At 71.6% G+C, this 20743-nt stretch carries 20 protein-coding genes; 11 read left to right on the top strand and 9 right to left on the bottom strand.

What is annotated here, in order from left to right:
* On the bottom strand, positions 1-244 hold a 244-nt coding region (locus tag HP507_RS17520; protein WP_217508360.1), incomplete at its 3' end, for a hypothetical protein.
* A 10-nt stretch (positions 245-254) separates the two neighbouring features.
* Positions 255-1184 (bottom strand): NAD-dependent epimerase/dehydratase family protein, encoded by a 930-nt coding sequence (locus tag HP507_RS01025; protein WP_175350018.1) that lies wholly within the window; start codon positions 1182-1184, stop codon positions 255-257.
* A 135-nt stretch (positions 1185-1319) separates the two neighbouring features.
* Here HP507_RS01025 and HP507_RS01030 point away from each other — a divergent pair, with 135 nt between their 5' ends.
* A complete protein-coding gene (locus HP507_RS01030) occupies positions 1320-2078 on the top strand; it encodes a TetR/AcrR family transcriptional regulator (protein ID WP_175350019.1) in 759 nt (252 codons plus the stop codon).
* Positions 2079-2168: 90 nt separating this feature from the next.
* Here the strand turns inward: HP507_RS01030 and HP507_RS01035 are convergent, their stop codons facing one another.
* Both HP507_RS01035 and HP507_RS01040 read right to left on the bottom strand, forming a co-directional pair.
* Positions 2169-2324, bottom strand: coding sequence for a hypothetical protein (locus HP507_RS01035; protein ID WP_175350020.1), 156 nt, complete (start codon positions 2322-2324; stop codon positions 2169-2171).
* Positions 2325-2483: 159 nt separating this feature from the next.
* Positions 2484-2930, bottom strand: coding sequence for a MarR family winged helix-turn-helix transcriptional regulator (locus HP507_RS01040; protein ID WP_175350021.1), 447 nt, complete (start codon positions 2928-2930; stop codon positions 2484-2486).
* Positions 2931-3052: 122 nt separating this feature from the next.
* Between HP507_RS01040 and HP507_RS01045 the strand changes: the two genes are divergently transcribed.
* Positions 3053-4042 carry a helix-turn-helix transcriptional regulator gene (locus HP507_RS01045; protein ID WP_175350022.1) on the top strand — a complete coding sequence of 330 codons (990 nt, stop codon included), beginning with the start codon at positions 3053-3055 and terminating at the stop codon, positions 4040-4042.
* A gap of 40 nt (positions 4043-4082) precedes the next feature.
* On the opposite strand, the gene HP507_RS01050 is transcribed toward HP507_RS01045, so the two are convergent.
* Positions 4083-5129: a LacI family DNA-binding transcriptional regulator gene (locus HP507_RS01050; RefSeq protein ID WP_254700865.1), complete on the bottom strand. Its 1047-nt coding sequence runs from the start codon at positions 5127-5129 to the stop codon at positions 4083-4085.
* 145 nt (positions 5130-5274) lie between these two features.
* Here HP507_RS01050 and HP507_RS01055 point away from each other — a divergent pair, with 145 nt between their 5' ends.
* From HP507_RS01055 to HP507_RS01075, 5 genes are all read left to right on the top strand, one after another.
* Positions 5275-6570 carry an ABC transporter substrate-binding protein gene (locus tag HP507_RS01055; protein WP_175350023.1) on the top strand — a complete coding sequence of 432 codons (1296 nt, stop codon included), beginning with the start codon at positions 5275-5277 and terminating at the stop codon, positions 6568-6570.
* A gap of 7 nt (positions 6571-6577) precedes the next feature.
* Positions 6578-7591, top strand: a complete 1014-nt coding sequence (locus HP507_RS01060) for a carbohydrate ABC transporter permease (protein WP_175350024.1) — start codon at positions 6578-6580, stop codon at positions 7589-7591.
* Positions 7588-8469, top strand: a complete 882-nt coding sequence (locus HP507_RS01065) for a carbohydrate ABC transporter permease (RefSeq protein ID WP_175350025.1) — start codon at positions 7588-7590, stop codon at positions 8467-8469. Before HP507_RS01060 ends, HP507_RS01065 begins: the two co-directional genes overlap by 4 nt.
* Positions 8470-8606: 137 nt before the next feature.
* Positions 8607-10952 carry a beta-xylosidase/alpha-l-arabinosidase gene (locus HP507_RS01070; RefSeq protein WP_175350057.1) on the top strand — a complete coding sequence of 782 codons (2346 nt, stop codon included), beginning with the start codon at positions 8607-8609 and terminating at the stop codon, positions 10950-10952.
* Positions 10953-11051: 99 nt separating this feature from the next.
* Positions 11052-11627 (top strand): TetR/AcrR family transcriptional regulator, encoded by a 576-nt coding sequence (locus HP507_RS01075; RefSeq protein WP_175350026.1) that lies wholly within the window; start codon positions 11052-11054, stop codon positions 11625-11627.
* 15 nt (positions 11628-11642) lie between these two features.
* Here the strand turns inward: HP507_RS01075 and HP507_RS01080 are convergent, their stop codons facing one another.
* The 4 genes from HP507_RS01080 to xylA all read right to left on the bottom strand — a co-directional run bounded on the left by HP507_RS01080 (position 11643) and on the right by xylA (position 16620).
* On the bottom strand, positions 11643-12710 hold the full coding sequence (locus HP507_RS01080) for a Fic family protein (protein WP_217508361.1): 1068 nt from the start codon (positions 12708-12710) through the stop codon (positions 11643-11645).
* Between the two features lie 196 nt (positions 12711-12906).
* Complete coding sequence (locus HP507_RS01085; protein WP_175350028.1) at positions 12907-13893, bottom strand: acetylxylan esterase; 987 nt, start codon at positions 13891-13893, stop codon at positions 12907-12909.
* A gap of 70 nt (positions 13894-13963) precedes the next feature.
* Complete coding sequence (locus tag HP507_RS01090) at positions 13964-15427, bottom strand: FGGY family carbohydrate kinase (RefSeq protein ID WP_175350029.1); 1464 nt, start codon at positions 15425-15427, stop codon at positions 13964-13966.
* Positions 15427-16620 (bottom strand): xylose isomerase, encoded by a 1194-nt coding sequence (gene xylA / locus HP507_RS01095; protein ID WP_175350030.1) that lies wholly within the window; start codon positions 16618-16620, stop codon positions 15427-15429. The genes HP507_RS01090 and xylA overlap by 1 nt, the downstream gene beginning before the upstream one ends.
* Before the next feature lie 97 nt (positions 16621-16717).
* Here xylA and HP507_RS01100 point away from each other — a divergent pair, with 97 nt between their 5' ends.
* From HP507_RS01100 to HP507_RS01115, 4 genes are read left to right on the top strand one after another with little or no spacing between them, the layout of a single operon-like run.
* On the top strand, positions 16718-17899 hold the full coding sequence (locus HP507_RS01100) for a Gfo/Idh/MocA family protein (RefSeq protein ID WP_175350031.1): 1182 nt from the start codon (positions 16718-16720) through the stop codon (positions 17897-17899).
* On the top strand, positions 17896-18594 hold the full coding sequence (locus HP507_RS01105) for a ThuA domain-containing protein (RefSeq protein WP_175350032.1): 699 nt from the start codon (positions 17896-17898) through the stop codon (positions 18592-18594). The genes HP507_RS01100 and HP507_RS01105 overlap by 4 nt, the downstream gene beginning before the upstream one ends.
* Positions 18579-19691, top strand: coding sequence for a Gfo/Idh/MocA family protein (locus tag HP507_RS01110; RefSeq protein WP_271207394.1), 1113 nt, complete (start codon positions 18579-18581; stop codon positions 19689-19691). Before HP507_RS01105 ends, HP507_RS01110 begins: the two co-directional genes overlap by 16 nt.
* A 26-nt stretch (positions 19692-19717) precedes the next feature.
* Positions 19718-20743 (top strand): sugar phosphate isomerase/epimerase family protein, encoded by a 1026-nt coding sequence (locus tag HP507_RS01115; protein ID WP_175350033.1) that lies wholly within the window; start codon positions 19718-19720, stop codon positions 20741-20743.

Genomic DNA, 20743 nt, shown 5'->3' on the forward strand with positions numbered 1-20743 from the left:
CGACCGTCCGGCGCGCAAGCCGCGCCACTGACGCGCGCTTCGCCTGACGGCGGGCGGTCGCGCCCGCCGTCGGTGCCGCGCCTGCCGTCTGCCTGCGGTGCTGCCTGCCGGTGCCGTCGGTGCCGCGAAAGCGACAGTGTGCAGCCGTGCCGCCCCGTCCCTCACGCCAAAGCGACAGTGTGCCGCGGAACTTGCGCGGCACAGTGTCGCTTTCGAGGAACGTGACCCGCACGACCGCTGCCACAGCGCGCCTGTCAGGCGTCGAGGCCCGCGATCGTCCTGCGGCACACCTCGTCCCACGGGGTGGGCTCGATGCCGAAGCGCGTCCGGCTCTCCGTGTCGTCGATCACGTACGGCGCCGTCCACTGGTACCCCATCTGCGCGATCTCCCGCATCATCGGTGACACGATCCCCAGTGCCCGGAGCATCCCGGCCGGCAGCCGACGCACGGTCACGGGCGGCTTCCCCGCTGAGGCCAGCATCTCGGTCAGCGCCTGCTCCTGCGACCGGGGAGCGTTGCTCGGCACCATCCACGTGCGGCCGTGGGTGCTCTCGTCCTCCGCGGCGGCGACGAGCGTCCGGGCGACGTCGAGCACGTCCGTGAAGGTGTGCGGCAGGTCGGTCCGGCCGATCATCGACACGGCCTTGCCCCGCAGCGCGGCGGGGAGCACGCGCGTGATGTGGCCGTTCCCACCGATCCCGGGTCCGACGTAGTCGGAGGCGCGGACTTCGACGGCCCGCACCCGTCCGGCGTCGTGCGCGGCGAGGGCGTCGCCCCACAGCTTCGCGCGCAGGACGCCCTTGTGGTCGGTGGCGGCGTCCGGGAGCCCGGGGTGCATGGGGCCGTCGACGGGGCCGTACGGGTAGAGGTTCCCGGTGATCGCGTACACCGCGCCGGTCCGCTCGGCCGCCGCGAGCAGGGATGCGGCGAGCGGCGGCCAGGTCTGCTCCCACTGCGTGTAGTTCCCCGGGTTGGCGCAGTTGTAGAGGACCGAGGCTCCCTCGGTCGCCCGGGTGAGCGCGTCCGCGTCGGAGGCGTCGAGGGCGACGTGCCCCACCGCCTCCAGACCGGTGTCGCGGCCCGAGCGGGTGATGACCGTGACGTGCTCACCGCGTCCGGCCAGGAGGGCGGCGACGTGCCGACCCACGGGTCCGGCACCGACGACGACGTGGTGCTGCGACATGACTTCCTGCTTTCCTCGACGACGGAGACGTTCCGAGAGCAGCGCTCTCGGAACTCAGCATGCACCGCTTCGCAGCCAATTGCAAGAGCAGTGCTCTCGGTTGTGTGCAGTGCTCTCGCGTGGCAAGGTGGAGGGATGACCGACCGGGCCCCGACCGCGCGCGCACTCGCTCGGGAGACCGTGCACGCCCGCATCCTCGCCGCGGCCCGCGCCCGTCTCACCGACGAGGGGCCGTCCCAGCTCAGCCTCCGCGCCGTGGCCCGCGACGTCGGCATGGTCTCGTCCGCGGTCTACCGCTACTTCCCGAGCCGTGACGACCTGCTCACCGCGCTGCTCATCGCCGACTACGACGAGCTCGGTGCAGCGGTCGAGGCCGCTGACGCGGCCGCCGGGCCGTCCCCGGGCGCGCGGTGGGTCGCGGTCTGCCGGGCGATCCGCGAGTGGTCGATCGCGCACCCGGGCGACTTCGCACTGCTGTTCGGCTCGCCGGTCCCCGGGTACGCGGCCCCACGGGAGACCGTGGAGCCCGCGTCCCGCACGACGCTGACCCTGGTCCGGGTGGTCGCCGACGCGACCGCGGCACGGCTCGCCTCAGGGTCGGCCGCGTCGGGCGCGTCGGACGGGAGGCACGGATCACCGAGCGCGCCGACGGCGGCTCCCGGGCTGGTCGGCTCGGCGGTCGCAGCCGGGGTCGCGTCCCTGCGCGAGCTCGGCACGGAACTGCCGGAGGAAGTCCTGCTCCGCACACTGATGGCGTGGACGACGGTGTTCGGCGCGGTGTCGTTCGAGCTCTTCGGCCACTACGTCGGGTCGGTGTCGGACGGCGCGGCGTACTTCGACGAGGTCGTCGCGCGGCTCGCGGACGACCTCGGGTTCACGCCCGAGTTCGGCTGACGCGGCTCGTGCCGCGAGGACGGGTTCCACGCTGACCGACAGCCGACGGGCGTGTACCCGTGGACTGTCGGTCAGCTCGAAGAACCGCGGTCAGCGGCGACGCGGGTCGCGGGCGGTGTCCGTGAAGAAGTCCTCGTACAGACCGGCACCGTCCTGCAGTTCGCCGTACTTCCAGCGCTTGCGCATCCGGCGGAACGTCTCGATGCGAACCGGGTCGACGCCCTGCTGGGATTCGTAGTTGCCCATGATTCCTCCTCGTCGGCTCAGTCACCCCCGATCGGGGGTACTCGACTCGACGTTACGGACGTGGGAGTGATCCGTCCGGTCCGATAGGTAGGGAAGTTACCCAAGTGCGCTTGCTGGACAAAGGGTCCGGGGGAGTGCTCGAGCGCCCGTAGCCTGCCGCTACGGGGTCGGGGCGCCGAACTCGAGGGCATCGACCACGCGGTCGATGACCTGGACGTACTTCGCTCGTTCCCGATCCGAGAAGGAGGACAACAGCTGGTGCAGATGCTCGTTCGTGCTGTCCATCGCCGAGGCGTAGGCGCGCTCGGTCTCCGGCGTCAGCTCGATGAAGCGGCTCCGCCCGTCGTCCGGGTTCGGGACGCGGCGCAGGTGTCCCGCTCGTTCGAGGCGATCGACCGTCCCCGTCACGGCGGGACCCGTCAAGTCGAGGTGCGACGCCAGGTCCTTCACGCGGACCTTCTGCTCCGCCGCTCCGGAACGCGCGACGAACTGCACCACCGTGAGGTCCGGCCCAGAGACGCCGAGTCGTTCACGCAGGCGTCCGCGCAGGGCTCCCATCGCGGCCTCGAGTCGAGTGACGGCCGCCGTCAGGTCGATCTCGCTCATGCGGTCGCCCCCTCGGTCCTGGTCGGTTCCGCGTCACGATACGCCGCACCCGACTCCGACGCTGCTCCGAACGACGAGGAGTACAGCGGTATCCGGACACTCGTGTCGATCCGGAGGTGCGCATGGTCGATCCGTTGACGGACGACTTCGCCGCCGACGCGCCGGCGACGCCCACCCCCGTCCGCTTCGAGGTCGCCGGACACCGGCCGTCGGACGCCGTGCGCGAGCTGTGCGAGATCTCCGGCGGCGACCGCTGGGTCGCGCGGCCGACCGCCGACGGCTTCGAGTACCGGTACACAGCGCTCGGGGACGCCGAGGTGACCATCCGGCGTTCGCAGCTGCGCGGTGCCCTGCACGGCGTCGTGCGCGCCGGGGGCGACTACGTCGTGACGTGGATGAGTGCGGGCACCGCCGAGGTCGAACGGCTCGGCGAGCGGTACACGGTCGCGACCGAGGTGCCCGCGCTCGTCCCCCCGGACGACGAGTTCTCGTTCCGCACCGCCGACTACGACCAGCGCCTCGTGCACTTCGACCGGGCGTTCGTCCGTCGCGTGGCGGCGAGGCGCGGTCTGGCGGACGAGCGCCCGCTCCGCTTCGACGACCGGCACGTGCCGGACGTCGAGACCGCACGCCGGTGGCAGGCGGCGCTGACGGCGCTCGCCCGGTCGCTGCGCGTGGGCGGGCCGGAGTCGCCCGCCTGGCGGGCCGCGAAGTCCGCAGCGGCCGAGGTCTTCCTCGACATGTTCCCCCCGCAGCTCGACGACCTGCCGGAGGTGCTCGGGAAACCCCGCAACGCTCGGCTCCGCGCCGCGGTCGAGTACATCCACGACCATGCCGCTGAGCCCGTGACCGTCGCCGACCTCTCGGCCGCCTCCGGACTGAGCGTGCGGTCGCTGCAGGAGTCGTTCCGGCGGGTGTTCGACGTGACCCCGCTGACGTACCTGCGGCACGTGCGACTCGACCGGGTGCGGGCCGAGCTCCTCGACGCCGATCTGCGGCCCGGCACCGTCGGGGACGTGGCGCGCCGGTGGGGGTTCACGCATCTCGGGCGGTTCTCGGCGTTCTACGTCGAGCGGTTCGGCGAGTACCCGAAGCAGACGCTGCGGCGCTGACCGCTGCGCGCGTGGCGGAGTCGCGCCGCGTGGACCGGGGTCAGGCGCCGGGCGTGACCCGCGCCGGGCTCGGCCCGGTGCTCCGGCGGACGCGCAGGGTGGTGGGCAGCCGGACGTGGTCCGAGGCCGGCTCTCCGCGCAGCATGGTGAGGAGCATCTCCACCGCGCGTGACCCGAGTTCCGCGAGCGGCTGCGCGACCGTCGTGAGCGGCGGTGTCGTGGTCGAGGCCTGCGGCACGTCGTCGAACCCGACCACCGACAGGTCCTCGGGGACGCGGAGTCCGAGTTCTGCGGCCGCCCGCAGGACACCGACGGCCGAGGAGTCGTTCGCGGCGAACACCGCGGTCGGCCGGTCGGGAATCGTCAGGAGGTCCCGTGCGACCGCGGCGGACCGGTCCTCCTGGTAGCCGCCGTCCCGGACGAGTCCCTCGTCGACCGGGAGACCTGCGGTGACGAGCGCGCGACGGTACCCGGCCTCGCGCAGCTGGGCGGACGCCAGGTCGGGCCGGCCGCGGAGGTGCGCGATCCGGGTGTGCCCGAGCGCGAGGAGGTGTTCGACCGCCTGGACGGCACCGTCCTCGTTGTCGGCGTCGACCGTCGCGTGTCCCTCCGGCCCGGTGTGGGGATCGATGGCGACGACGGGGATCGAGGAGCTCGAGAGCGCCGTGGTGGGCGTCACCACGATGGCGCCGTCGATCAGCGTGCCGGAGAGCCGCGAGAGGGATCGGCGTTCCCATCCGGGCTGGTCGGCGCCCGTGACGAGCCCGGCGTAGGCGAGCAGCTCGTACCCGGTGCCCGTGGTGGCGCTCGAGATCCCGCGGAGGAGCTCGGTCGAGAACGGCTCGAACTCGGGGACCAGGATGCCGACCACGCCCGTCCGGGAACTGCGGAGGCTCCGCGCGACGAGCGAGGTCTCGTAGCCGAGCTGCGCGACGACCTCCTGCACGCGGACGATCGTCGCGGGGGCGACACCGTCGCGCTGGTTGATGACCTTCGAGACGGTGGGGATCGAGACGCCGGCGGCACGCGCGACGTCCGCGATGGTGACCCGGCCGGCTCCGGGACGCATGCCGAGGGCCGTGTCCATGTGCTCACCGTACCGCTGCTCTGGCCCGTAATCGGTAAAGAAAACGTTATCGATATCGATTGACAACCCGCCGCGGCACCTGGCACGCTCTCCGCAGCGGCAGTCGATGTCGCTGCATGTCAACGACGACACGAGGAGTTCCACGATGACGAGGAAGATCCGTGCCGCGGCAGCCATCGCGCTGATCGGGGCGACAGCACTGGTGGCCGCCGGCTGCTCCGCAGGGAGCGACGCCGCGAACGGCGACGGCAAGGTCACGATGACCTTCTGGCACAACTCGACCACCGGACCCGGCAAGGCGTTCTGGGAGAAGACGGTCAAGGACTTCGAGGCGAAGAACCCGAACGTCACCATCAAGATCCAGGCGATCCAGAACGAGGACCTCGACGGCAAGCTGCAGACCGCGCTGAACTCCGGTTCCGCTCCCGACGTCTTCCTGCAGCGCGGCGGCGGCAAGATGGCCGCCATGGTCAACGCCGGCCAGCTCATGGACATCTCCGGCTCGATCGGGAAGACCGCCAAGAGCCAGGTCAGCGACGGCGCCTTCAAGGGGTACGAGCAGGACGGCAAGACGTGGGCCATGCCGGTCGACGTCAACCCCGAGGGCATCTGGTACAGCCAGGACCTCTTCAAGCAGGCCGGCATCGAGGGCACGCCCACCACGCTCGACGAGCTCAACGCCGACATCCAGAAGCTCAAGGACGCCGGCATCCAGCCCGTCGCCGTCGGCGCCAAGGACGCATGGCCGGCAGCGCACTGGTACTACAACTTCGCCCTCCGTGCCTGCAGCGAGAGCGTCCTGAACAAGACCGCCCAGGACCTGAAGTTCACGAACTCCTGCTGGACGCAGGCGGGCAAGGACACCAAGGCGTTCTTCGACACGAAGCCGTTCAACGACGGCTACCTCACCACCGCCGCACAGCAGGGTGCCGGGAGCTCCGCCGGTCTCGTCGCGAACCACAAGGCCGCGATGGAACTCATGGGCGCCTGGGACCCGGGTGTGATCTCCTCCCTCACCCCGGACGGCAAGCCCCTCGCCGACCTCGGTTTCTTCCCGTTCCCGGAGGTCTCCGGCGGCAAGGGCGCACCCGGTTCGATGATGGGCGCAGTCGACGGCTACTCCTGCTCGGCGAAGGCCCCGAAGCAGGCCTGCACCGACTTCCTCAACTACATGACCGAGAAGCCCGTGCAGGAGGCGTACTACAAGGCGTTCAACGCCATCCCGGCGAACCAGTCGGCGCAGTCGGTCGTCACCGAGCCCTACCTGAAGAACGTGCTCGCGGCGTACAACAAGGCGCCGTTCGTGTCGAACTACCTCGACACCGTCTACGGGCAGAACGTCGGCAACGCGCTGAACACGAGCGTCGTGAACCTGCTCGCCGGCAAGGGATCGGTGGACGACATCGTCAAGACCGTCAACCAGGCCGCGGCCAAGGGGTGACGACCCGATGACCACCTCCGTCGCACCCCGCTCCGAAGCGCGGTCCGGGACGGGGCGGAACACGGGCGGGGCCGACGGTTCGCCGTCGGCCCCGGCCCGCCGGGCCCGCAAGGGCACCGACATCCGCACCCGGGTCGAGATCGCGGTCCTCGCCGGCCCGGCGACGATCATGTTCGTCGGGTTCGTGATCCTGCCGGTCGCGCTCGCCGCCTACTACGGCTTCTACAAGTGGCAGGGGTACGGCGTCCCCACGGACTTCGTCGGCCTGCAGAACTACGCGATCATCTTCACCGACCCGGACTTCCGGGGCGTGCTGCTGCACAACGCGTTCATCGTGATCGGGTCGCTCCTCGTGCAGGGGCCGATCGCGGTCGTCCTCGCGCTGCTGCTCAACCAGCGAATTCGCGGCCGCGGCCTGATCCGCGTGCTCATCTTCCTGCCGTACGTCATCTCCGAGGTGATCGTCGGTACCGGCTGGAGCCTCATGCTGCAGTCCAGCGGCGCCGTGAACGACCTGCTCCAGGCGGTCGGCCTCGGCGGCCTGCGCGCCGACTGGCTGTCGAACCCGGACATCGCGATCTGGACGCTCCTCGCGATCATCTCGTGGAAGTACATCGGCTTCGCGGTGATTCTCTTCCTCGCCGGCCTGCAGAGCATCCCGGAGGAGCTCTTCGAGGCCGCGCAGCTCGACGGCGCGAGCTACTGGCAGATCCAGCGGCGGATCACCCTGCCGCTCCTCGGCCCGACCGTGCGCATCTGGGCGTTCCTGTCGATCATCGGGTCGCTCCAGCTCTTCGACCTCGTCTACATCATCTGGGGGCAGTACATCGCCGCGACGGCGGGCACCTCCACGATGGCGACGTACATGGTCGCGAACGGCCGCATGTCCGGCAACTACGGGTACGGCAACGCCGTCGCCGTGGTCATCTTCCTCATCTCGCTGGTCGTCGCCCTCGTCTACCAGCGGTTCGTCCTGCGCCGCGACACCGCCGGCGCCCTCACCGAGAAGGCCGACCGATGACCGCCACCGCCTCCATCGTCTCGCCGAAGCGGGCTCGCCGCCCCCGGGACACCGGGCCCGTCGGGCGTCAGCGGAACCTCGGCACCTACTTCGTCGCGCTGCTGTTCATCGCGGTGTGCGTCGCCCCGGTCGCGTACATCGTGCTCGGCGGCTTCCGCAGCAACTCGCAGATCACCGCGAGCCCCGCGGGGCTGCCGAGCCCGTGGCAGTTCGACAACTACCTGTCGGTGCTCTCGAGCAACGTCTTCTGGCAGGAGCTCGGCAACTCGGTCATCGCCGGCGTCACCACCACCGTCGGCGTCGTCGTGCTCGGCCTGATGGTGAGCTTCGTGATCGCCCGCTACCGGTTCCGGGGCCGGGACGCGCTGTACTCCCTGTTCGCCGCGGGCCTGATGTTCCCGATCACCGTCGCGATCACGCCGCTGTACCTGCTCGTCAAGGACCTCGGCCTGACCAACAGCCTGGCCGGGGTGATCCTCCCGCAGATCGCGTTCGCGCTGCCGACGACGGTCATCATCCTCGTGCCGTTCCTGCGTGCGATCCCGGACGAGCTCGAGGAGGCCGCGTCGATCGACGGTGCCAGCAGGCTCGGGTTCTTCTTCCGGATGGTCGTGCCGCTGTCGCTGCCCGGCGTCGTCACGGTCGGCATCCTCGCCTTCATCGGCAGCTGGAACAGCTACATCCTGCCGCTGTTCATCCTCAACGACGCCTCGGCGTACACGCTGCCGCTCGGCGTCCAGGCGTTCTCGTCGCAGTACTCGGTCGACACGGCACGGGTCCTGGCGTTCACGTCGCTGTCGATGATCCCGGCGCTCGTGTTCTTCGCCGTCTTCCAGCGCCGGATCGTCGGCGGCCTGACCGGGGCGGTGAAGGGGTGACCGCGACCGACGCGACGCGGACCGCCGGAGGCGACCCGCGCCTCCAGGCCGACACGGCCGACACGGCCGACACGGCCGACACGGCCGACACGGCCGACACGACCGCACCCGACCGCGCCACCGCCCTGCTCGCCGGGATGACCCTCGAGGAGAAGACCGCCCAGCTCGTCGGCTACTGGCTCGACCAGAACGGCGTCGTCGCCCCCATGCAGGGCGAGATGGCGGCGCACCAGGACGCCGACGGTGCTCGCACGCTGGCCGACATCACGCGCCACGGCATCGGCCAGTTCACCCGCGTGTACGGCACCCGCCCCGTCGAACCGGACGAGCGCGCGGCCTGGCTGTGGGCCGAACAGCGGCGACTCAAGCGCGAGACGCGCCTCGGGATCCCAGCGCTCGTGCACGAGGAGTGCCTCACCGGACTCGCCGCGTGGAAGGCCGCAACGTTCCCGACGCCGCTCGCGTGGGGCGCGGCGTTCGACCCGGACCTCGTCGAGCAGGTCGGTGCGGCCATCGGTGCGTCCATGCGCGAGCTCGGTGTGCACCAGGGACTCGCCCCGGTGCTCGACGTCGTCCGCGACCCGCGCTGGGGACGGGTCGACGAGTGCATCGGCGAGGACCCGTACCTCGTCGGGACGATCGGCACCGCGTACGTCCGCGGACTGCAGGGTGCCGGGGTCGACGCGACCCTCAAGCACTTCCTCGGGTACTCGGCGTCGCAGGCCGGCCGGAACCACGCGCCCGTGCACGCCGGCCCGCGGGAGGTCGCGGACGTCTTCCTGCCGCCGTTCGAGATGGCCCTGCGGGACGGGGGAGCGCGATCGGTGATGAACTCCTACGCGGAGATCGACGGCGTCCCCGTCGCCGCCGATCCCGAGCTCCTGACCGGCGTGCTCCGCGACCGCCTCGGGTTCGACGGGACCGTCGTCGCGGACTACTTCTCGGTCGCGTTCCTCGAGGTCATGCACGGCATCGCCGCCGACCGCGGCGAGGCGGCGACCCTCGCGCTCGAGGCGGGGATCGACGTCGAGCTGCCGACGGGCGACGCGTACCTCGAGCCGCTGGTCGACCGGGTCCGCACCGGCGCGGTGGACGAGACGCTCGTCGACCGGGCCGTCCTGCGGGTCCTCCGGCAGAAGGAGCGGCTCGGGCTGCTCGACCCGGACGCGTTCGAGGACGACGCCCCCACCGGGATCGACCTCGACACACCCCACCACCGCTCGCTCGCGAAGCAGCTGGCGGCCCGCTCGCTGGTGCTGCTGTCGAACGAGACGGCCGGCGGCGGCGCCCCCGTCCTGCCGCTCCGCTCCGGTGCGTCCCTCGCCCTGATCGGCCCCAACGCCGACCGGGCCGAGGCCCTGCAGGGGTGCTACTCCTTCGCGAACCACGTGCTCGCGGCGCACCCGGACCTGCCACTCGGGTTCGCCATCCCCACCGTGCGCGAGGCGCTCACGGAGGCGCTCGGGTCCTCGACCGTCCGCTTCGCAGCCGGCTGCACGGTGACCGGTCCGGACCGGTCCGGCTTCGCCGAGGCCGTCGCCGTGGCGCAGGCGTCCGACGTCGCGGTGGTCGTCGTCGGCGACCAGGCCGGTCTGTTCGGCCGCGGCACCGTCGGCGAGGGCAACGACACCGAGTCCCTCGACCTGCCCGGTGTCCAACGCGAACTCGTCGAGGCCGTGGTCGCCACCGGCACCCCGACCGTGATGGTGCTGCTCACCGGTCGGCCGTACGCGATCGGCTGGGCGCTCGACGGCGGCGGACCCCGTCCGGCTGCGGTCGTGCAGGCGTTCTTCCCGGGCGAGGGCGGTGGTCTCGCGATCGCGGAGCTCCTGACCGGAGCGGCGTCCCCGTCGGGTCGACTGCCGGTGTCGCTGCCGCGAGCGGCCGGAGCGCAGCCGTACACGTACCTGCACCCGCGCCTCGGCGGGCCGTCCGACGTCACCGCCGCGGACTCGACACCGGTGCGGCCGTTCGGCTTCGGACTCGCGTACACGTCCTTCGCGTACGAGGACCTCGTCGTGGACGAGAGCGTCTCGACCGACGCCGCCTTCGACGTGTCGGTGACGGTCCGGAACACCGGGGAACGAGCGGGCGAGGAGGTCGTGCAGCTCTACGGGCACGACGTGCACGCTTCGGTCACCCGGCCGCTCGCCCAGTTGCTCGGGTACGCGCGGGTCGCGCTGGCACCCGCCGAGTCGGTGCGGGTCCGGTTCGACGTGCCGGTCCAGCGGTTCGCCTTCACCGGCCGCGACCTGCGGAAGGTCGTCGAGCCGGGCGACGTCGAGGTCTGGGTCGCGTCCCACGCCGCGGCGTCACGGCCTGGAGGCGCGGTGCACGCCGACGGGATCGTCGCGGTCGGTGCCGGGTCCGGTCCGGTGCCCGTCCCCGGCTCCGCCACGGACCGTGCGGTGGTCCGGGTGACCGGGCCGGTCCGCGAGGTCGAGCCGACCGACCGGCGCATCGTCACGTGGGAGTGCGTCTGACCCCTCCCCCCCCCCCGGGGCGCGGCGCCGGGTACGCGTCAGCACGGAGCGTGCTCATCGAGTTCGGTCGGGGGCCCGTCGATCGATACGGTGGTCGCCATGGCCCGATTCACGCCCCCTGCCAGCGATGCCATGCGCGCGCGGCTCCTGCTCGCAGCGCGCGACGAGTTCGCGGCGACCGGGCTCGCCGGTGCCCGGATCGAGCGCATCGCGGCGGCGTCGTCGAGCAACAAGGCGCAGATCTTCCACTACTTCGGCAGCAAGGAGGGCCTGTTCGACGCGCTGTTCGCCCAGACCGTCGCCGAGACGTTCGACGAGGTCCCGCTCGACACCGATGACCTCCCCGCGTACGCCGGCCGCCTGCACGACTCCTACGTTCGGCGACCGTGGGCACCGCGGCTCGCGACCTGGCACCGGCTCGAACGAGGAGCCGCCGCCCCGCTCGAGGCGATCGTCGAACGGAACGCGGCGGCGATCGCCGAGGTCGAACGAGCCCAGCGTGCCGGGGTCCTGCCCCGGAAGTACCGACCGGCCGTGCTGCTGGGACTCGTGCTCCACGTCGCGGCGTTCTGGAGCGAGGCGGCACCGGAGTTCGACGCCCTGACCCAGGCGGTCGTCCCGACGCGACGTCGGCAGGTCGTGGTGGACGCGGTCACCGCCCTCGTCGCCGGCTGACGACGGCGGGGCCGATCAGCCGCGTCGACCGGCTCGCGCCGAGAACGCGTCGAGCGCGCGGAGGATCTCGTCGTTCCGGAAGATGACCCCTTGTTGGTACTCGTTCTTCCTCGCCAGGATCCCCGCTTCGACGAGCCGGTCGAGGTGCGGGTAGGCGTTCTTCGGTTCCACCCCCATGCCGGCCGCGAGTGCCGATGCGTTGAGGACGGGCTGTCGGGCCACCACGTCGAGCGCTCGCCAGACGCCGGAGTCCCGACGGGCGGTCAACGCGTCTCTCCATCTCGCGCGGATCGACGCGATCTCGTCCACGAGTTCACGCGCGTTCGCGACCGCTTCGAAGGATGCCTCGGCGACGCGTCGGATGATGGGCTCGATCTCCCCGCGGCGGTAAGCCGTGAGGGCGCGGACGTAGCCGTCGGTGTCCGTCAGCAGCCCGGCAGAGACCGGCACCGTGACGTTCTGGGTGAGTTCGTTCGATCGGAGCATCGCCTGGAGCAGCGCTCGTCCTGTTCGTCCGTTGCCGTCGGTGAACGGGTGGATCGTCTCGAACTGGGCGTGGGTGACCGCGACCTGTGCGAGCCTCGGCAGGTCGAGGCGACGGGCGAAGGCCATCACATCGTCGACGAGCGCTGGAACTCGTTCCCACGACGGAGCCACGTACTGGGCGCCCACCGGTGATCGTCCGCTCGTTCCGATCCACACGGGCTCCTCGCGGAACCGACCGGCTTCGTGTCGTCGGTCGTGTTCCATCAGCACTTCGTGCATGGCCAGCACGGTGTCTGTCGTGAGCTGGTCGGAGAGTTCGATCGCCGTGCGCATGGCTCGTGTGTTCGACACGATCTCGCTGGCGTTGCGTTTGCCGACACCGCCGAGTTCAGCCGTGAAGATCTGCCGTGCACTCGCGGTGAGGTGCTCGATCTGTGAGGACGCGGCCGCCTCCGAGCGGAGCAGGAGCGCTGCGAACGGCGCCACCTCGCTCGCCAAGGACGTGTCGAAGCGTGCGAGCGCCGTGGACGCCTCGTCCGCGAGGACGGCGACGTCGTCAGAGAGCCGGAGTGCGCGGTGCGCGATGGACGGGGGCACCGCAGCTTCATACCGTTCATGCAGCGTCGTCCGTCGAGCCGCTCGCGGCCCGTGCTCCGCGTAACGGCTCTGCCACTGGAGTTCTTCGAATTCGAGTGCGGGCCAAGCCTCGGACGCCGATGTCATGAATCCCGTTTCCTGTCTTCTGAGTTAGAGGATCATCTCAGAAAATCTGCCCCGGCGCTCGTCCGACGGCTCAGCTGCGCGCACGGAGGAACGCCACCTGTCGCTCCCAGTGCGCGAAGCCGCCGCCCTCGTGGCCGTTGTAGGCGTAGACCTCGATCGCCTTGTCGGCCGAGCCGAGGGCGTTGTACGCGGCGAAGGTCGTCCGGGGAGGCACGACGTCGTCCATCAGCGCGACGGAGAACAGCGCGGGGGCGGTGATCCCGGCCGCGAAGTGCACCGCGTCGAAGTAGGACGCGGTGTCCCACACGGTGCCGACCGCGTCGCGGTGCACGGCGAGGTACTCCGCGAGCTCGAGGTAGGGGCCGCCGACCGCCACGGCGGTGCCGTTCTCCCAGTCGCTGAGGAACGCGACATCGGGCAGCACGGCGGTGAGCGGTCCGACGTGTGCCTCGACGAGGGCGGCGGCGGCGATGGTGATCCCGCCGCCCTGGCTGCCGCCGGCGAGCGCGATGCGTGAGGGGTCGACGCCGGGGAGGGTGCGCACGGCGTCGACGAGCCGGACGGCATCCGTGTACACGCGTCGGTAGTAGTGGTCGGCGGGAGAGCCGATGCCGGAGGTCATCCAACCGCCGACGTGCGGCCCCGAGCCGTGCGGATCGGGGGTGTCCCCGCCGGAACCCCACCCGCTGCCCTGGCCGCGGGTGTCCATCACGACGTGGACGCACCCGGTGAGGGCCCAGGCCACGCGTTCGCCGGGCAGTCCGCGTCCGCCGTTGTAGCCGAGGAACTCGACGACGACCGGCAGTGGCCCGTCCGCGGACGCCGGCCGGGAGACCCACGCCTTCACGGGGTCGCCGGCGAACCCGGGGAAGGTCAGGTCCTCGATGACCAGGCCGGTCACCGGGGTGTGCGCGGGGACGAGGACCGGTTCGGTCGTGGCTCCCGCGGCACGGGCCGAGGCGATCGTGTCCGTCCAGAAGGCGTCGAAGTCGTCCGGCCGGCGCACCTCCGGGCGGTAGCGGCGGAGCTCGTCGAGGGGCAGGTCGGTCAATGGCATGCGGTGTCCTCCGGGGACGATGATGCCCCCGGCGCCGCCGAGAGCGGCACCGGGGGCTGGGAGTGTCGGTTCAGCGCGCGGCTGCGCGGTACTGGTCGAGGACCTCGGGGTGCGGGTCGCCCGGGACGACAGCGGTGTCGAGGTCCCACGCGGGGAGTGCTCCGGTGAGCGCCCACGCCGCCTGCTTCGCCGCGCCGGCCGCGACGTACTCGCCCGGCTCGGGCACGAGGACGTCACGCCCGAACACCTGCGACGCGACGACGCGCACGGCCTCGTTGCGTGCGGCTCCACCGATGAGCAGCAGCCGGTCCACCGTGACACCGGTGCCCTCGACGGCGGCGAGGCCGTCCGCGAGTGCGCACAGCATGCCCTCCACGGCGGCGCGCGCGAGGTGCGCTCGATCCGTCGTCGCCGGGGTCATGCCGATGAGCGACGCGGTCGCGTCCGGCCGGTTGGGCGTGCGTTCGCCGACGAAGTAGGGCACGAGCACGAGTCCGTCGGCGCCGGCCGGCGCCTGGAGTGCGAGCCGGCCGAGCTCGTCGTGGTCCACGCCGAGCAGCCCGCCGATCACCTCGAGCACGCGCGCCGCGTTGAGCGTCGTGACGATCGGGAGGCGCGACCCGCCCCCGTCGGCGAACCCCGCCACGGTCCCGCTCGGGTCCGCCACCTCGGCGTCGGTGACCCCGAAGACGGTGCCGCTGGTGCCGAGGGACACCGCGACGTCGCCCGGGCCGAGTCCGAGGCCGAGCGCTGCCCCGGCGTTGTCGCCGAGTCCGGCGCCGACGATGAGACCCGCGGGTGCCACGGCCCCGTCCGGCAGCGGCACGTCGACGTCGAGCGTGCCCATCGCCTCGTCGGGCGCCACGACCCGGGGGACGACCACGGCGTCGTCGTCCCCGGTCTCGGCGACGCGCATCGGACGGCCGAGCGCGAGCTCGAACAGCTCCGGGTCGTAGTCCCGGCGCACCGGGTCCCAGTACGCCGTGCCGCTCGCGTCCGAGCCGTCGGTGGCGAGCGCGTCGAGGTCCGGACCCAGTGGGCTCTCGTCCGCCGGACCGTACCCGCGCAGCCGCCACGACAGCCAGTCGTGGGGGAGCGCGACGGCGGCGACCCGTGCCGCGTTCTCCGGCTCCGCATCGCGGAGCCACCGGAGCTTGGTGCCGGTGAACGACGCGACCGGGACCAGACCCGTCCGGGCGACCCATGCCTCCCGTCCGATCTCCTCGACCATCTGCGCGGCCGCATCCGCACTGCGCACGTCGTTCCAGAGCAGGGCGTCGCGGATGACGCGACCCTCAGCGTCGAGCGCGACCATGCCGTGCTGCTGCCCGGCGATCGCGATCGCTGCGACGTCGTCGAACCCGCCGGCGTCGGCGATCGCGGTGCCGAGCGCGTCCCACCAGCGGCGGGGGTCCACCGACGTGCCGTCCGGGTGGGACGCGCGTCCCTGCCGGACGACGGCACCGGTGGCGGCGTCGCGGATCGTGACCTTGCAGGACTGGGTCGACGAGTCGACCCCCGCCACCAGTGCCATCAGCTGCGAGCGCCCATCAAGTGCTCGATGGCGAGCTGCTGCAGCTTCACGAAGCCGAAGCCCTTGCCGCCGAAGTACGCGTCCGCGTCGAAGTCCTCGAACGCGGTGCGGTCGGCGAGGAAGTCGTCGTACGACTCGCCGCTGTTCAGCGTCGGCGTGCTCAGCTCGGACACCTTCGACGCCTCGAGCGCGGCCTGCACCTCGGGGTCGGCGCGGAACGCCTCGGCGCGCTCCTTGAGCAGCAGGTACATGCGCATGTTCGCCGCCGCGGAGTCCCAGACGCCCGTGATGTCCTCGGTGCGGCTCGGCTTGTAGTCGAAGTGCCGGGGGCCGTCGTACGCCGGGCCGCCCTGCGGAGCGCCGTGCTCGAGGAGGTCGACGAGCGAGAACGCGTTCTGCAGGTCGCCGTGGCCGAACACGAGGTCCTGGTCGTACTTGATGCCGCGCTGACCGTTGAGGTCGATGTGGAAGAGCTTGCCCTGGTAGAGCGCCTGGGCGATGCCGGCGGTGAAGTTCAGGCCGGCCATCTGCTCGTGGCCGACCTCGGGGTTGATGCCGAACAGTTCGGGACGCTCGAGGGTCTCGGTGAACGCGATCGCGTGGCCGAGGGTCGGCAGGAGGATGTCGCCGCGGGGCTCGTTCGGCTTCGGCTCGATGGCGAACCGGATGCCGTAGCCCTTGTCGGTGACGTACTCGGCGAGCAGGTTCACGGCCTCGCGGTAGCGCTCGAGCGCGGCCTGCACGTCCTTCGCGGAGTCGTACTCGGCACCCTCGCGGCCGCCCCACATCACGAACGTCGACGCGCCGAGCTCGGCAGCCAGGTCGATGTTGCGGAGCACCTTGCGGAGCGCGAAGCGGCGCACCTGGCGGTCGTTCGAGGTGAAACCGCCGTCCTTGAACACGGGCGCCGAGAACAGGTTCGTGGTGACCATCGGCACGACGATGCCCGTGGCCTCGAGCGCGCCCTTGAGCCGGTCGATCTGGGTCTGCCGCTCGGCGTCGGTCGAGCCGAACGCGAACAGGTCGTCGTCGTGGAACGTCAGGCCGTAGGCGCCGAGCTCGTCGAGCTTCTCGACCGCCTCGACCACGTCGAGGGCCGGGCGGGTGGGGCCGCCGAACGGGTCGGTGCCGTTGTAGCCGATGGTCCAGAGACCGAAGGAGAACTTGTCTGCGCGGGTGGGCGTCGTTGCCATGGTGATCACCGTTCGTCGTCGAAACAAAATGTTGCCGCGCCCAACATAAGCGGTAGTGTTGGCTGTGGCAAGGACGTGATCGCAAAGGAGCGAGCGGATGGCACAGGAACGACTTCGGGTCGCCATGGTGGGACACGGCTTCATGGGAGCCGCGCACTCCCAGGCCTGGCGGACCGCTCCGAGGTTCTTCGACCTCGCGGTCGGACCGGAGATGGCGGTGGTCGTCGGTCGCGACCCGGACCGGACCGAGGCGGCCCGGGCGAAGTACGGCTGGCAGGCCGCGTCCACCGACTGGCGCGCGGTCGTCGCCGACCCCGACATCGACGTGGTCGACGTCGTGTCGCCCGGCTCCTCGCACGTCGAGGTCGCGATCGCCGCGCTCGAAGCCGGCAAGCACGTGCTCTGCGAGAAGCCGCTCGCCAACACGGTGGAGGAGGCCGAGGCCATGGCTGCGGTCGCAGCAGCGGCCCGGGCGAACGGCGTGCGGGCGATGGTCGGCTTCAGCTACCGTCGCGTGCCCGCCATCGCGTTCGCGAGACAGCTGGTGGAGGCCGGCAGGCTCGGGACCGTTCGACAGGTCCGCGCGCTCTACCTGCAGGACTGGCTGGCGGACGAGGACGGTCCGATGACGTGGCGCCTCGACAAGGCGCTCGCCGGCTCCGGCTCCCTCGGCGACATCGGCGCGCACGCGATCGACCTCGTCGAACACGTCACCGGCGCACAGCTCACGAGCGTGTCCGGCACCCTGGAGACCTTCGTGACCGAACGCCCCCTGCTCGCGGACGGCGTCGGGCTGTCCGGCACCGCGTCGGCCGAGCGGGGGCAGGTCACCGTCGACGACGCCGCGTTCTTCACCGCCCGGCTCGGTGGCGGCGGGGCCGACGGTGCGATCGGGTCCTTCGAGGCGACGCGCTACGCGACCGGCCGGAAGAACGGCCTCACGCTGGAGATCAGCGGCTCGGCGGGTGCGATCCAGTTCGACCTCGAGTCCATGAACGAACTGCGGTTCTACGACGCCACGGCGCCGGCCGGCGAGCAGGGGTTCCAGCGGATCCTCGTCACGGAGCCCGAGCACCCGTACATGGCGGCGTGGTGGCCGACCGGGCACCTCATCGGGTACGAGCACACCTTCAGCCACCAGGTGAAGGACTTCGTCGAGGCGATCGTCGCGGGCACCGACCCGTCACCCTCGTTCGAGGACGGGCTGCACGTCCAGCGAGTGCTCGACGCCGTCGAACGCAGTGCCGCCGACGGCAGCAGCTGGACGGTGATCGCGTGAGCGGGCAGCGCACGGCCCTCGTCGTCCGCGGCGGATGGGACGGCCACCAGCCGGTCGAGACCACCGACCTGTTCGTCCCGTTCCTGCGGGACAACGGGTTCGACGTCCGCATCGAGGACGGCACCGCGGTGTACGCCGACGCGTCGGTCATGGACGCCGTGGACCTCATCGTGCAGGTCGTCACGATGTCCACGATCACCGACGACGAGTTCGCGGGGCTGCAGCGGGCGGTCCTGAACGGGGCCGGACTCGCGGGGTGGCACGGCGGCATCGCGGACGCGTTCCGGAACAACGCCGACTACCTGCACATGATCGGCGGGCAGTTCGCCCACCACGCCGGCAAGCACCCGTCGGAGCGCACGGGCGAGCAGTCCGACAACTACATCCCGTACACGGTGCACATCACCGACCTCGGGCACGAGCACCCGATCACGCAGGGGATCGACGACTTCGACCTCGTCACCGAGCAGTACTGGGTGCTCAGCGACGAGTACGACGACGTCCTCGCGACCACCACGCAGGACGCCCGCGACTTCGACGCCTGGAACCGGCCGGTCACCGCACCGGCGATCTGGACCCGGCAGTGGGGCGAGGGACGCGTGTTCGTGTCGGCACCCGGGCACCGTCTCGAGGTCGTCGAGTCGCAGCCCCTCCGCACCGTCATCGAACGGGGACTCCTGTGGGCAGCACGGTGAGCGAGCGGCCGCTGCGCGTCGGTGTGGTCGGCGTGGGGAACATCAGCCAGCAGTACTTCGAACACCTCCCGGCGCTGCCGGAACTGGCCCTCACGGCGGTCGCGGACCTCGACGTCGAGCGGGCGCGATCCGTCGGCGCCGACCAGGGTGTCCGGGGCGTCTCCGTCGACGAACTCCTCGCCGCGGACGACGTCGACGTCGTGCTCGACCTGACGATCCCCGCGGCGCACGCCGAGGTCACGACCCGGGTCCTCGAAGCAGGGAAGCACGTCTACGGCGAGAAGCCGCTCGCCCTGTCCACGGCGGAAGCGGCGCCGGTCCTGGCGCTCGCCGCGGACCGCGGCCTGCGGGTCGGCTGCGCGCCGGACACGGTGCTCGGCACCGGGATCCAGACCGCCCGTGCGGCGATCGACCACGGGCTCGTCGGCGACCCGGTGGGCGCTGCGGTGTCGTGGAGCGCCCCGGGCCACGAGCTCTGGCACCCGGCGCCGGCGTTCTACTACCAGCCCGGCGGGGGTCCGCTGTTCGACATGGGCCCGTACTACCTGACGAGCCTCGTCCAGTTCTTCGGGCCCGTCGCCCGCGTCGGCGGCAGCGCCACCAGGTCCACCCGGGAGCGCACGATCGCGACGGGCCCCTTCGCGGGTGCCCCCATCCCGGTCGACGTCGACACCCACGTGGTCGCCGTCCTCGAGCACGAGGGCGGGGTGGTCTCCACCGTCACCGTCTCGTTCGAGGTCTGGGCGACGCGTGCGCCGCTCTTCGAGGTGCACGGCACCGCCGGCAGCCTGGCGGTGCCCGACCCGAACCGGTTCTCCGACCGGGTGTCGATCGCCACCGCCGACGACCGCGAATGGCGCGAGCTGCCCGTGGCCGCGGGCTACGCCGACGCCGGGCGCGGGTACGGCCTCGCCGACATGGCGCACGCCATCGCCACCGACCGGCCGCACCGGGCGACCGGGGAACTGGCGTTCCACGTGCTCGAGGTGATGGAGGCGATCGGGAGGGCGGCACGCGAGCACACCGTCGTCGAGGTGCGGTCCCGGGTCGAGCGCCCGGCCCTCGTCCCCGCGGACGCGACACCCGGGTCCTGGTGACCCGGCCACAGGAGGAAGGAAGCAGCATGACGGAGACGAACCGTGCCTCCAGGCCGGTGACGCTGTTCACCGGACAGTGGGCGGACCTGCCGTTCGAGGAGGTCGCGCGCCTGGCCGGCGAATGGGGCTACGACGGACTGGAGATCGCCTGCTGGGGCGACCACCTCGACGTCCGGCGCGCGGCGACGGACCCGGCGTACGTCGCCGACCGGACGGCCGTCCTGGAACGCAACGGCCTGCAGGTCTGGACGATCGCGAACCACCTCGTCGGGCAGGCCGTGTGCGACGACCCCATCGACCAGCGGCACGAGGACATCCTGCCGCCGCACGTGTGGGGCGACGGCGACCCCGAGGGCGTCCGGCAGCGCGCCGCCGAGGAGCTGCAGTGGACGGCACGAGCCGCCGCGGCGCTCGGCGTCGACACCGTCACCGGCTTCTCCGGCTCCTCGATCTGGAAGACCGTCGCCGGGTTCCCCCCGGTGCCCGCCGCGATGATCGACGCCGGCTACCAGGACTTCCACGACCGGTGGTCACCGATCCTCGACGTGTTCGACGAGGTCGGCGTGCGGTTCGCGCTCGAGGTGCACCCCTCGGAGATCGCCTACGACTACTGGACCGCCCGCCGGACCCTGGACGTCTTCGCGGACCGCCCGGCGTTCGGGTTCAACTTCGACCCGTCCCACTTCGTCTGGCAGGACCTCGACCCCGCCGCGTTCCTGCTCGACTTCGCCGACCGCATCTACCACGTGCACTGCAAGGAGTCGGTCAAGCAGCTCGACGGCCGCAACGGACGGCTCTCGTCGCACCTGCCGTGGGGAGACCCGCGCCGCGGGTGGGACTTCGTCACCGCCGGGCACGGGGACGTGCCCTGGGAGCGGGTGTTCCGCGTGCTGAACCACATCGGGTACGCGGGGCCGACGAGCGTCGAGTGGGAGGACGCGGGCATGGACCGGCTCGTCGGCGGCCCGGAAGCGCTGGCGTTCGTCCGCCGGCTCGGGACGATCACACCGCCGGACGCCTCGTTCGACGCGGCGTTCGCGCGGTCGCGGTGA

The organism is Curtobacterium pusillum, from assembly GCF_013359865.1.
Lineage (GTDB): Bacteria > Actinomycetota > Actinomycetes > Actinomycetales > Microbacteriaceae > Curtobacterium > Curtobacterium pusillum.

Excerpts from the sequence above, each read along its gene's own strand:
- HP507_RS01070 (WP_175350057.1), top strand. The coding sequence starts at position 8,607 with ATGACCCTCGAGGAGAAGACCGCCCAGCTCGTCGGCTACTGGCTCGAC.
- HP507_RS01040 (WP_175350021.1), bottom strand. The coding sequence starts at position 2,930 with ATGAGCGAGATCGACCTGACGGCGGCCGTCACTCGACTCGAGGCCGCG.
- HP507_RS01055 (WP_175350023.1), top strand. The coding sequence starts at position 5,275 with ATGACGAGGAAGATCCGTGCCGCGGCAGCCATCGCGCTGATCGGGGCG.
- HP507_RS01115 (WP_175350033.1), top strand. The coding sequence starts at position 19,718 with ATGACGGAGACGAACCGTGCCTCCAGGCCGGTGACGCTGTTCACCGGA.
- HP507_RS01025 (WP_175350018.1), bottom strand. The coding sequence starts at position 1,184 with ATGTCGCAGCACCACGTCGTCGTCGGTGCCGGACCCGTGGGTCGGCAC.
- HP507_RS01060 (WP_175350024.1), top strand. The coding sequence starts at position 6,578 with ATGACCACCTCCGTCGCACCCCGCTCCGAAGCGCGGTCCGGGACGGGG.
- HP507_RS01100 (WP_175350031.1), top strand. The coding sequence starts at position 16,718 with ATGGCACAGGAACGACTTCGGGTCGCCATGGTGGGACACGGCTTCATG.
- HP507_RS01050 (WP_254700865.1), bottom strand. The coding sequence starts at position 5,129 with ATGGACACGGCCCTCGGCATGCGTCCCGGAGCCGGCCGGGTCACCATC.
- xylA (WP_175350030.1), bottom strand. The coding sequence starts at position 16,620 with ATGGCAACGACGCCCACCCGCGCAGACAAGTTCTCCTTCGGTCTCTGG.
- HP507_RS01085 (WP_175350028.1), bottom strand. The coding sequence starts at position 13,893 with ATGCCATTGACCGACCTGCCCCTCGACGAGCTCCGCCGCTACCGCCCG.
- HP507_RS01045 (WP_175350022.1), top strand. The coding sequence starts at position 3,053 with ATGGTCGATCCGTTGACGGACGACTTCGCCGCCGACGCGCCGGCGACG.
- HP507_RS01035 (WP_175350020.1), bottom strand. The coding sequence starts at position 2,324 with ATGGGCAACTACGAATCCCAGCAGGGCGTCGACCCGGTTCGCATCGAG.
- HP507_RS01065 (WP_175350025.1), top strand. The coding sequence starts at position 7,588 with ATGACCGCCACCGCCTCCATCGTCTCGCCGAAGCGGGCTCGCCGCCCC.
- HP507_RS01075 (WP_175350026.1), top strand. The coding sequence starts at position 11,052 with ATGGCCCGATTCACGCCCCCTGCCAGCGATGCCATGCGCGCGCGGCTC.
- HP507_RS01030 (WP_175350019.1), top strand. The coding sequence starts at position 1,320 with ATGACCGACCGGGCCCCGACCGCGCGCGCACTCGCTCGGGAGACCGTG.
- HP507_RS01090 (WP_175350029.1), bottom strand. The coding sequence starts at position 15,427 with ATGGCACTGGTGGCGGGGGTCGACTCGTCGACCCAGTCCTGCAAGGTC.